This window comes from Acinetobacter sp. GW821-FHT09D10, assembly GCF_059416285.1.
Map to the genome: position 1 here is coordinate 161,656 of NZ_JBWKOW010000002.1, position 11,038 is coordinate 172,693.

An 11,038-nucleotide genomic window follows, 5' to 3' on the forward strand; every position below is an offset into this window, starting at 1 on the left:
TAGAGTTTAGGTATCGAAACTCTGCCATTTTTTCTATCTATGTTATATTTTCCCCAGTTTTTAAATTTTGACTATTTGAGGCAAACCGCTTGGCGACCCCTTTTTGGTACAACACCGCACTTCATTTATTAAAACCCTTTTACCGCTGGCGGATAAAAAAACGTGCAGAAAGCCAGGAATTATATAATCAGGAATGTCTTGAAAGATTTGGGCCGTTTGAATCTCCGAAGAATGTGAGAGCAATCTGGTTCCATGCTGTCTCGGTTGGAGAAACTAACGCCGCGCAGCCTTTAATCGAGCATTATCTTAAACTTGGACAACCTGTTTTAGTGACCAATACGACTAAAACGGGGCAGGCACGTGCCAAATCATTATTTTTAAAAGCTCCTTATTTAGACTTGTTTCAAGCAGTTTATTTGCCTGTTGATCAGAAGCATCTTTTAAAACAATTTTTTGAGTTGTATCACCCAAAACTTTTAGCATTGGTTGAAACAGAACTTTGGCCAAATTTAATTGATCAGGCCAAACAGCAGCATGTTCCATGTTTATTATTAAATGCACGTTTATCAGAAAAATCAGCTAAAGGTTATGGGCGAGTTGCAGGTCTAACGGCAGGAATGCTGAAAAAAATTGACTGGGTGTTGGCACAAGATAATGCGACTCGACAACGTTATGTAGAACTTGGCTTAGATCAACAAAAAAGTCAGGTGGTTGGAAATATTAAATTTGATATTCACGCCCCTGAAGCATTTGTAAATCAGGCTGCAAAGCTACACCAGTTATGGTATTTGGGGCAACGGAAAGTTCTGACAATTGCCAGTACACATGCACCCGAAGAACAACAAATTTTGCAGGCACTTCAGCCTTATTTAAAGTCAGATCCAGATTTAGTTTGTATTGTTGTACCTCGACATCCTGAACGTTTCGATGAAGTATTTGAAATTTGCCAAAACTTAGATTTAATTACTCATCGTAGAAGTTTGAACCAAAGTATTCATACCAGTACACAGGTTTATCTAGCCGATAGCATGGGTGAACTTTGGTTATGGTACGCCTTAAGTCAAGTGTGTTTTGTGGGTGGTTCTTTAAATGAGCCGGGTGGCGGGCACAATATTTTAGAGCCTATGGTTTTAAATGTTCCAACAGTGATTGGACCTCGTTATTTTAACTTCCAAACCATTGTTGATGAGTTTATTGATGAAAATGGTGTATTGATTGCTCAAAATGCAGAACAGGTTGTGGCAATCTGGATGGCTTGTTTAGCCGAACCTGATCAGACCCAACAAGTGGTAGAGCAAGCGCATAAAGTCTTACAACGTAATCAAGGCTCATTGCAAAAACATATTGGAGTAATTAACCGGTATTTGGCCGATAAACCATGAATATCGTTTTACTAGAACCAAAAGATGCTCAGTCAGACATGTGGTCAATTCACTCAAAGCGCCAATTACAGCATTTACGTGAACATCTTGATATTACGGTTGGTCAAAATCTAAAAATTGGTATCCGTAACGGCGCACGTTATATCACGGAAATTGTTTCGATTAACGAGCAAGAAGTCTGTCTTCGGCCTATCAGTGAAGAAGCTGTACCTGCAAAAATTCCGGTTCATTTAATTGTGGCATTACCCAGACCTAAAGTTTTACGCCGTTTAATGATGGATAGTGTCACCTTGGGTGTACAAAAAATTAGTCTGATTCATAGTTATCGGGTCGATAAAAGTTACTGGCAGACTCCCTTTTTACAGCAGATCGACAACTACGTTACTTTGGGACTTGAGCAAGCAGGGGACACGATTGTTCCTGAAATTCAAATGTATAAACGCTTTAAGCCTTTTGTTGAAGATGTCTTACCTACATTTATTTCAGAAGAGTGCCCTGCCTATGTGGCCCATCCATATGCAGGGCAAAGTATGCCAATTAATATTGATCACGCCTGTAGCATTGTGGTCGGACCCGAAGGTGGTTTTATCCCTTACGAGGTTGATTTGCTCACAAAAAACGGCTGCCAAGCAGTGAGCTTAGGCAACCGTATTTTAAGAACAGAAACGTCTATTTCTTATATTTTAGGACGCTTATTTGCAGCTTAAGCATTTGGCTTAACAGTTTCTTCAGTTGGTTGATCACCACGATATACTTTTACTTCTTGTACCGGATATGGAATTGAGATGTTGTTTTCATCAAACGCATCTACAACCATTTCCTGAATTTCACTAATCGAGGCAGAGGTGGTTGTTTCCGTTGTGTCTACCCACCAACGAACGGTTAGATTGACCGAGAAATCTGCAAGAGCCGTTACGTTGACCGAAAATGCAGGTTGGCTAAGCACATTACGGCTGTTGTCGAGTAGTTTAAGAATGACAGCTTTTGCCTTTTGGACATCGTCTTCATAGCCAATTCCGACTACAAATTCACAGCGGCGACGTTGATAGGCAGTATTTACAGTTACTGCACTGGTGTAAACAGTCGCGTTAGGAATAACAATACGACGGCCATCGGGTGAACGTAAAAAGGTCGCACGGATTTGAATATCTTCTACGGTTCCTTCCATGTTGTTGACAATAATGTCATCGCCAATACGGAAAGGTTCGCTGAGTAAAATTAAAATACCAGAGAGTAAGTTCTGGAAAATATCTTTAAATGCAAAACCAATTGCGACAGAACCGATTCCAAGTGCACTCATTAATTGGCCCGGTGTAAACCCAGGAATCGAGATAACTAAAGCAATTAAGAAACCAAAGAATAAAATCGCTGTACTGCCTACACGGTTTAAGACCAAAACGAGGTTTTGACGAGTGTAAGAGCGGTTTTCTAATGTTTTACGAACAAAGAACTTAAATAATTTGGTGAGAAGCCAAAAAATAATAAAGACGAGAATCGCAATACAAATATAAGGCACACGTTCCCAGAAGCTATCCACAATTTTATCGATTGTGGTGTAGGCATCATGATACTTTTCAGTATGGGCTAAAACCGTTTGAGTGGTTTTAGTACCCGCCTCTTGCAAAAGTTCGCCTGTATTTTTTGCGACATCTGTTAAGGATTTTTGTTCATCAGCCACGACAAGTCTCAATTAAAAAATTTATGAAAGCGATTTTCAGCTTTCATCATAGTAGGAGATAAAATGTGCGCCTACTATAATGAGTTCATCTGAATAATAAAGTGTTTTTTAATTAAAAGTATTCCGTTCCTTTTTGTAAGATTTGTGTCGGCGTTTCTAGGGTATCGGTCCCTGAGAAATAATAAAAAATTCCTGCTGTGGAAATCAGGCTAATTAAAATAGCCACTAAAATAAGCCAAGCCATGAGTTTTTCTATAAATGTTGAAGGCCGAACGGGACCATATTGATTGGTACCTGCTGTACCTGAGGCAAGCAGTAAGTAAATCATAAAAAAGAATTGAACAACCGGAATGAGCAACAGTAACCCCATCCAGCCGCTCTTATTTAAATCATGCAAACGTCGAACAACGAGAACAATATTTAAATAAATTAAAAACAGCGAAAAAGCCCAGACCACTAAGGCGCTGACTCCAGAAAGAGAGCTATAAAATTCAAAATTAAATAGATTGCTTGAAAGCTGAAAACTTCCAAGAAATGAGGCCAAAATGAGATAACCCACGAGGGTGACTAAATAAATTAGTCCATATCCACCTAAATAGCTCATACGATTAAAGCGCCCATGAATCGAAAAAGGACTATCTTTAAACGGGAGCTGTGGTGGGCGTGAAGAGGTTGTTTGGGCAAACATATTATTTTATTCCTGTGCTCGATATGAGAGACAAAATAATCTTTGTTGATGATCAAAACCATCAAATCTTGAAAAAATTATAAAAGTAAAAGCTATAGACAAATGTTTTAAATCAACTTAATTTTATAAAAATGTTCACAATTTCGTATGCTTGAGTAAGTGGTTAATATATGACCAAAGTCGCATTGTTTGGACTTTGAAAGAGTCATCATACTGCAAAGGCATGCAAATAAGATCCAGTAAAATAATAGCCACAGTCTCGAGATGGGATGCACAAGATCAAGGAAGTTGCGTATGAATGAGATCTATCCAGTACCAGAGGAATTTAAAAAAACAGCTCGTACTGTTGAAGCAGACTACTTTAAACGTTATCAACACTCTATCGAAAAGCCAGATGAGTTCTGGGCAGAGCAAGCTAAAATTGTCGATTGGATAAAGCCATTTACCCAAGTTAAAAATACGAGTTTTGACAAAGACAATTTCAAAATTGAATGGTTTGCTGATGGTGAGTTGAATGTGTCAGCAAACTGCCTAGACAGGCATCTTAAAGAACATCCTCATAAACCTGCAATTATTTGGGAAGGTGATCATCCTTCTCGCCATAAAATTGTTTCTTATAAAGAATTACACGATGAAGTCTGCCGCTTTGCTAACGTTTTAAAGAAATATGGCATTGGTAAAGGTGACCGCGTTGTGCTCTATATGCCAATGGTCACTGAAGCTGCAATTGCCATGTTAGCGTGTGCTCGTATTGGTGCGGTTCACTGTGTAGTATTTGGTGGTTTCTCACCAGACTCTTTAGCAAGCCGTATTGAAGATAGCCAAGCTAAACTTGTGATTACAGCAGACTCAAGTCTACGTGCTGGTAAGTTATTACCACTCAAAGAAAATGTCGATTTGGCCCTAGAGTTGCCGGGTACAGAGTGTGTTGAAAATGTAGTTGTGGTTTACCGTAATGCGAACCCGATTGAAATGAAGCCGGGTCGTGATTTGTGGTATCACCTTATTATTATGGAGGTTGATGCAAACTGTCCTCCAGAGCCTATGAAGGCAGAAGACCCATTATTTATTCTTTATACTTCAGGCTCGACAGGTAAACCTAAAGGGGTCTTGCATACCACAGGCGGTTATTTGGTCTATGTTACAAGTACTTTTAAAGAAGTATTTGATTTGAAACAAGATGACGTGTACTGGTGTACGGCTGATGTCGGCTGGATTACAGGCCATAGTTATCTCGTTTATGGACCACTTGCAAATGGCACCACAACCTTAATGTTTGAAGGTGTGCCTCAATATCCAACGTGGGCACGTCTTGGTCATGTGGTCGATAAGCACAAAGTTTCTATTTTATATACGGCTCCTACCGCAATTCGCGCCATGATGCGTGAGGGCGACACTTATGTGCGCGAAAGTAATCGTAGTAGCTTGCGTTTACTCGGTTCGGTTGGTGAACCTATTAACCCTGAGGCTTGGAACTGGTACTACAATGTAGTTGGTGAAGGCCGTTGCCCAATTGTTGATACATGGTGGCAAACCGAAACTGGCGGTATTTTAATTGCGCCATTGCCGGGAGCAACAGCTTTAAAACCGGGTTCCGCAACACGTCCGTTATTTGGTATTCAACCCGCCATTGTAGATGGTGAAGGTAATGAGCTAGAAGGTGTAGCAGAAGGCAATCTAGTCATTAAAGATTCATGGCCAGGCCAAATGCGTACCATTTGGGGTGATCCAGATCGCTTCATCGAGGCTTATTTCTCGACCTTTAAAAATAACTACTTTACAGGTGATGGTGCTCGCCGTGATGAAGATGGCTATTACTGGATCACAGGTCGAGTTGATGACGTCTTAAACGTTTCAGGTCACCGTCTAGGTACTGCGGAAATTGAAAGTGCTTTGGTGTCGCATGAATCAGTAGCCGAAGCTGCGGTGGTGGGAATGCCACATGATATTAAAGGGCAGGGTATTTGTACTTTTGTGACCTTACAAGCGGGTGTTCCAGAGTCGGAAGAGCTGCGTAAAGAATTAATTAACTGGGTACGTAAAGTACTTGGACCAGTTGCATCTCCTGATGCACTACACTGGGCACCAGCATTACCTAAAACCCGTTCTGGTAAAATCATGCGCCGTATTTTAAGAAAAATCGCAGCAAACGAGCTTGATAGTTTGGGCGATACTTCAACCCTAGCTGAACCAGCAGTGGTTGATCAACTTATTGCAACGGTTTATCCAGACAAGCAAAACTAATTTAAAAAAGCCCCACATGGGGCTTTTTTATTGAAACGTATTAAGAATTTGCCAAGAAATCAGAAGTACTGTGTACAGGGGCAAACATGCTAAGCGCAGCTAAAAAGGCAGTTTGTACATCTTCAGCTTTTACCGTTTTTCCGTCATAGCTGAGATCACAAGTTGCAGTGGCATCTCCAATTAGGATTGGTTGATAGCCAAGTTCTTTTGCAGCACGAGTTCCTGAATCGATACAAATATGCGTCATCATGCCTGTGATCACGAGTTGCTCAATTTGATGTGCTTTTAAAAGTTCATCTAAATTGGTTTCTAAAAAACTGTTTGGATAATGCTTTATCACAATTAATGCATCGTTTTGAGCGTTGAGTTCAGGGTGAAGCAAAACACCGTCGGTATTTTCTTGAAAGAAGCTGGCCTGTGATGGATTAATGTGTTGTACATAAATAATTGGAAGGTTTTTCTCACTGAAATATTGTTCGAGCTGTTTTATTTTTTCTAGTGCTTGATCTGGCCCAACCAATTCCATTTTGCCATTTTTAAAATAATCATTTTGTACATCGATAATTAATAGTGCTTGTTTCATGAGATTACTCTTGTTGATATGAGATAAAACAAGGTTATTCTCTGCCCGCAAAATCAGCTATAGTCAGATGAAAGCATTACCGCCAGTTTTCTTTCGCCATGAAAAATGAATATTGAATTAGACCCGATTGATCTAAAAATTATTGCATTACTCAAGCAAGATTCCCGTTTAACAAATAAAGAGATTGGGCAGCGTGTTCACCGGACAGGGCAGGCTGTAGGGGCGCGCATAGCTCAGTTGATGGATGCAGGGGTTATCAAGAATTACACCATTGCTGTTCAATACAGCCATAAACAATTTATTCATTTGCATTTAAATGAACAACGCTCATTTGAAGAAATTGAAAATTTAGTCAAGCAATATGAACAAATAGATGAATGCTTTAAAGTCATGGGAAATGCATGTTATATGATCGTTAGCCATTTCGAATTTTCAGAATTAAATGAATTTATTGAAAAACTTTCAAAATGGTGTCGTTATTCGGTTGAAACAGTTGTAAGGGAAATTGAGAAATCTTAAAAAATAAAAGCTCCAAGCCGAGTCTTGGAGCCAATAAGTCTTTATTTTTAATTTATTGTTTTTATTGTCTTGCGCTGCTTTAACTGAAGTTTTTTAGGCTGATTTCGCTTGAATTTCTATCTCCTTTTCTTGTTGAAGTTCTAATTGACGCACGAGCGGTAGAACTTTTCCCCCAAAATATTCTACTTCTTCAATGAAATGTAAGAATCCAGAAAGAATCAAATCAACACCAACCTCTTTAAGCGCCACAATACGCTCTGCAATTTGCTGGGGTGTACCAATTAAATTGGTTTTAAAACCATCGTTATATTGCACTAGATCTTCAAAACTTGATTTCGCCCAGTTACCTTGTTGCTCTGGTGAGGCTGCACCTGCTTCACGTGTTGCATCGCCAAACGCATTTACGGCTTCCGTATTGGCTTTATCAATAATTTCTTGAAGTACTGCTTTTGCTTCTTTTTCGGTATCTCTGGCAATAATGAAGGCATTCACCCCAATTTTGACATGATGGTTATTGGCTTTCGCTTTAGTGCGAATGTCTTCGACTTGTTTTTGAATCTCTTCTACCGTATTACCATTGGTGAAATACCAATCAGATACACGAGAAGCCATGTCACGTGCAGCACGTGAGCTACCACCCTGAAACACTTCGATATAAGGTTTTTGCAGAGGTTTCGGTTTAAGAGTGTAGTTTTGGAATTGGTAGTATTTACCATCGAAACTATAGTTATCGGTGGTCCAGATTCCTTTTAGAGTGCGAATGAATTCTTCAGAGCGGACGTAGCGCTGGTCATGCTCTGGCCATTCTTCACCAATCGCATCGAATTCCCCTCTAAACCAGCCACTCACCACATTAATGGCAATACGGCCTTCGGTTAAATAATCAATTGTTGCAAGTTGCTTAGCTGCGAGTGCCGGTTTCCATGGGCCGGGCAGAATAGCAGCAATGACCTTAAGTTTTTCAGTTTTTGCTAATAATGCATGACTGAAACTCACTGACTCATGCTGATTTTCTGCCCCATAGCCCGCCGTAAAACGAATTTGGGTGAGCGCATATTCAAAACCATTTTTTTCGGCAGCCTGTGCAAGTCGAACATTGTAGTCATAACTCCAGTCTGTACGCTGCTCGATGTTACTTACTACAAGGCCACCGCTTACATTTGGTACCCAATAAGCAAATTTAATCGGTTGTTGTAATTGCGTCATGGTGCGCTCTCCCAAATTCGTTATTTTTATTCAAGCATGCTGCAGTTAGGCAACATGCGTTAATGATTTGCCAGACTTGTGATGCAAGCGAGACTCTGCCGCATCAAGATCTGGGACAGCTGCTGAAGGTAAGACTTCTTCTTGCTCAATCTGTTTATTAATCCCAAGCTCTTGGTTCGCTTGCTGAGATTTAGATTTGATCACTTCAGCACGCTTACCTTTGGCTGGTGCCCATTCTAAAATTGGTAATGCGCGAGCTACTGCTAGTGTAATACGATCTGCTAATTGCTCACTTTTCACTGTATATTCAGGGGTAAAGTCGCGATCTGTTGCATATACGCCAATTGGTAAAGTTTGTGCTTGGAAGAAACTAAACAATGGACGTAGCTGATGCTCAAGTACAAGCGCATGACGATCGCTACCGCCTGATGCTGCTAAAAGTACAGGCACATCGACCAAGGCAGTTTGTTCAACAAAATCGAAGAAATGTTTAAACAGACCTGTGAAAGAAGCACGGTAAACAGGTGTACCTACAATTAAAGCATCTGCTGCTTCAACCGCTGCAAGGTCATCTTGTACACGCTGTGGAAGTTGGTTGCGATAAAATGCGCCGCCTAATAAAGGCCCAATTTCGCTTAATTTAATGAAATGAACTTTAATATCGATTGCTTCAGATAATTCATCAAGAATGGCTTGAACCAGACTTTCCGTTTTAGATGGGGTATTTAAGCCACCAGAAACAGCAACAATATTCAAAGGTTTTGGTGATGTGATACCAGTCATAATTTGGTTCCTAAGCCTAAAAAAGGTAATTGGACCTATTAATCAACAACGACGGTAAACTGTAAAATAACGAAATTGGTCAACCTTATCTGTTTTAAATATAAAAGATAAATAGTGGATTTTTATACTTTATATTTTTATTAAGTAGTTGTTTTTATTTTATATAATTATTGGTGATATATTTTTTATAATAAAAAGGAAGCTTATATAAAAAACAGATTAATTTTGATTAAAAGTTAAAAAACATTTGAAAATTTTAGCTAAGTTCTGCATTTATCAACATTTTGCATAAAAATGGATAAGATGAACGTATCTTTCATCTAAATAGTAGGGTTACAATAGGCCATAATTATGCTCAAGATTACTTTAATCGCTTATGAACATTTTAATCGTTGATGATCATCCTTTGTTTCGTCATGCTTTAATTCAAGCAGTACGTTATAGCCTGCCACAGGCACAAATTCATGAAACAGCTTCGGTTGATGAGTTTTATGAGCGTTTGGAAAATGGGGCAGAACCTGATCTGGTATTGCTCGATTTAAATTTACCTGGTGCTTCAGGCTTTTCTGCTTTGGTTTATGTGCGAGCACAGTATCCAGCTATTCCAATTATTGTGGTTTCTGCACATGAAGAAACTTCAATCATTCAGCGTGCGATTGCACATGGTGCGATGGGTTATATTCCTAAATCTGCGCATCCAAGTCATATTGGTGAAGCGATTCGTCAGGTCTTAGAAGGTGATATCTGGTTACCACCTAACTTGCCATCTAACCTTAATCTTGACCCGAGAGCGGCAGATGAAACTGCATTGGCAGAACGTATTCAGTCATTAACACCACAGCAGTTCCGTGTTTTGATGATGGTTGCAGAAGGCTTATTAAATAAACAGATTGCCTACGAACTCGATGTTTCAGAAGCAACGATTAAAGCCCATGTGACAGCCATCTTTAGAAAACTAGGTGTACAAAACCGGACACAGGCGGTACTGGCAATTAGTGCATTAAATATTGAAGATAGAAAAATCTAAAAATTAAAAAAAAGACCTCGATTGAGGTCTTTTTTATATGTGTGAATTAAGCAAGGCAATCCTGTTTTGGGGTTAGGCTGTCGCAATACAATGGGTTGAGTGCAGATTGCAAATCATCGATCTGTTCTTGCGTCACATAGCGTTTCATTTTTAAATATTCCGCGACACGGTCATCACGCAAGCTTAAGAAAGCAGCATCATAAACACCTAAATCCACAAATAGTGCAGCTGTTTCAAGACTATTGAATCGATCTAGAAAAATATCGTTGCCATACATTAAGAAGATATGGTCGAGTTTTGCTTTTTCATCAACATGCAGACGTTCAGCAAGTTGATCTGGATGAGTCTTAATAAAGAGTAAGTCAGAGAGCTCATCAAACTGAGTCATGTCTAACTGATTTTCTCCAAGTTTGACATGACCAAGCCAAGCTTTGAAAACAAGCACAGCGCCACCGCGAAGCAGCATGCTCCAGATTTGATGACGGGTATCGTGATCTAGATTTTCACTTTCCGTAGTGAGGACTTGTAAGAAGTTTTCTTCTTGTTGACCTAATTTATCAAATAGACCCAAACCTTGTGGATGGTAAGCAGCTGGAGCAAATACATCAAAATTCAAATCATGAAAAATATTGAGCGCGAGCGGAACGGCACACTGATAAATGGTATTTAATGCTTTGATATGTGCTTCATTGAGTTTGCTATTGGGAAAAATGCTTTGCCAATCTAATTCCGGAAGTAAAGCATTGGCACTGTATTGACGATAAAACTGTTGAGATGAGAGTTGCCCTTGTGGGGAGGTATCAAAAGTATTCATGGCAATTGTCCTTTGCATTAATAAGTTGGTATGGATGTTTTATAAATTAGAAATGGGTTTCGAAATTTTGAAGCATATAAAATGCACATCGATTATTTATGGAACATGAAGAAT

At 39.5% G+C, this 11,038-nt stretch carries 11 protein-coding genes; 5 read left to right on the forward strand and 6 right to left on the reverse strand.

The window, feature by feature from the left end:
* The first annotated feature begins 89 nt into the window (after positions 1-89).
* Both AC07M3_RS07410 and AC07M3_RS07415 read left to right on the forward strand, forming a co-directional pair.
* The gene (locus tag AC07M3_RS07410; protein WP_494567051.1) at positions 90-1,382 is read left to right on the forward strand and encodes a 3-deoxy-D-manno-octulosonic acid transferase; all 1,293 of its coding nucleotides are present in this window, start codon (positions 90-92) and stop codon (positions 1,380-1,382) included.
* Positions 1,379-2,089, forward strand: coding sequence for a 16S rRNA (uracil(1498)-N(3))-methyltransferase (locus tag AC07M3_RS07415; protein WP_494567050.1), 711 nt, complete (start codon positions 1,379-1,381; stop codon positions 2,087-2,089). The genes AC07M3_RS07410 and AC07M3_RS07415 overlap by 4 nt, the downstream gene beginning before the upstream one ends.
* On the opposite strand, the gene AC07M3_RS07420 is transcribed toward AC07M3_RS07415, so the two are convergent.
* Positions 2,086-3,060, reverse strand: a complete 975-nt coding sequence (locus tag AC07M3_RS07420; RefSeq protein WP_199989274.1) for a mechanosensitive ion channel family protein — start codon at positions 3,058-3,060, stop codon at positions 2,086-2,088. The genes AC07M3_RS07415 and AC07M3_RS07420 overlap by 4 nt on opposite strands.
* 112 nt (positions 3,061-3,172) lie before the next feature.
* Positions 3,173-3,748: a DUF805 domain-containing protein gene (locus AC07M3_RS07425; protein ID WP_199989275.1), complete on the reverse strand. Its 576-nt coding sequence runs from the start codon at positions 3,746-3,748 to the stop codon at positions 3,173-3,175.
* 294 nt (positions 3,749-4,042) lie between these two features.
* Here AC07M3_RS07425 and acs point away from each other — a divergent pair, with 294 nt between their 5' ends.
* Positions 4,043-5,992: an acetate--CoA ligase gene (acs, locus tag AC07M3_RS07430; protein ID WP_092708425.1), complete on the forward strand. Its 1,950-nt coding sequence runs from the start codon at positions 4,043-4,045 to the stop codon at positions 5,990-5,992.
* 40 nt (positions 5,993-6,032) lie between these two features.
* Here the strand turns inward: acs and AC07M3_RS07435 are convergent, their stop codons facing one another.
* Positions 6,033-6,575, reverse strand: a complete 543-nt coding sequence (locus AC07M3_RS07435; protein ID WP_307012440.1) for a cysteine hydrolase family protein — start codon at positions 6,573-6,575, stop codon at positions 6,033-6,035.
* Between the two features lie 105 nt (positions 6,576-6,680).
* Between AC07M3_RS07435 and AC07M3_RS07440 the strand changes: the two genes are divergently transcribed.
* Positions 6,681-7,094 (forward strand): Lrp/AsnC family transcriptional regulator, encoded by a 414-nt coding sequence (locus AC07M3_RS07440; protein ID WP_307012438.1) that lies wholly within the window; start codon positions 6,681-6,683, stop codon positions 7,092-7,094.
* Between the two features lie 93 nt (positions 7,095-7,187).
* Here the strand turns inward: AC07M3_RS07440 and sfnG are convergent, their stop codons facing one another.
* Together sfnG and msuE are read right to left on the reverse strand one after the other, a co-directional pair.
* Positions 7,188-8,300, reverse strand: a complete 1,113-nt coding sequence (sfnG, locus tag AC07M3_RS07445; protein WP_494567049.1) for a dimethylsulfone monooxygenase SfnG — start codon at positions 8,298-8,300, stop codon at positions 7,188-7,190.
* 45 nt (positions 8,301-8,345) lie between these two features.
* Complete coding sequence (msuE, locus tag AC07M3_RS07450; protein ID WP_004639934.1) at positions 8,346-9,083, reverse strand: FMN reductase; 738 nt, start codon at positions 9,081-9,083, stop codon at positions 8,346-8,348.
* A gap of 376 nt (positions 9,084-9,459) precedes the next feature.
* Here msuE and AC07M3_RS07455 point away from each other — a divergent pair, with 376 nt between their 5' ends.
* Complete coding sequence (locus AC07M3_RS07455) at positions 9,460-10,110, forward strand: response regulator (protein WP_003654038.1); 651 nt, start codon at positions 9,460-9,462, stop codon at positions 10,108-10,110.
* Between the two features lie 46 nt (positions 10,111-10,156).
* On the opposite strand, the gene AC07M3_RS07460 is transcribed toward AC07M3_RS07455, so the two are convergent.
* Positions 10,157-10,924, reverse strand: coding sequence for a hypothetical protein (locus tag AC07M3_RS07460; protein WP_199989279.1), 768 nt, complete (start codon positions 10,922-10,924; stop codon positions 10,157-10,159).
* Between the last annotated feature and the right edge of the window lie 114 nt (positions 10,925-11,038).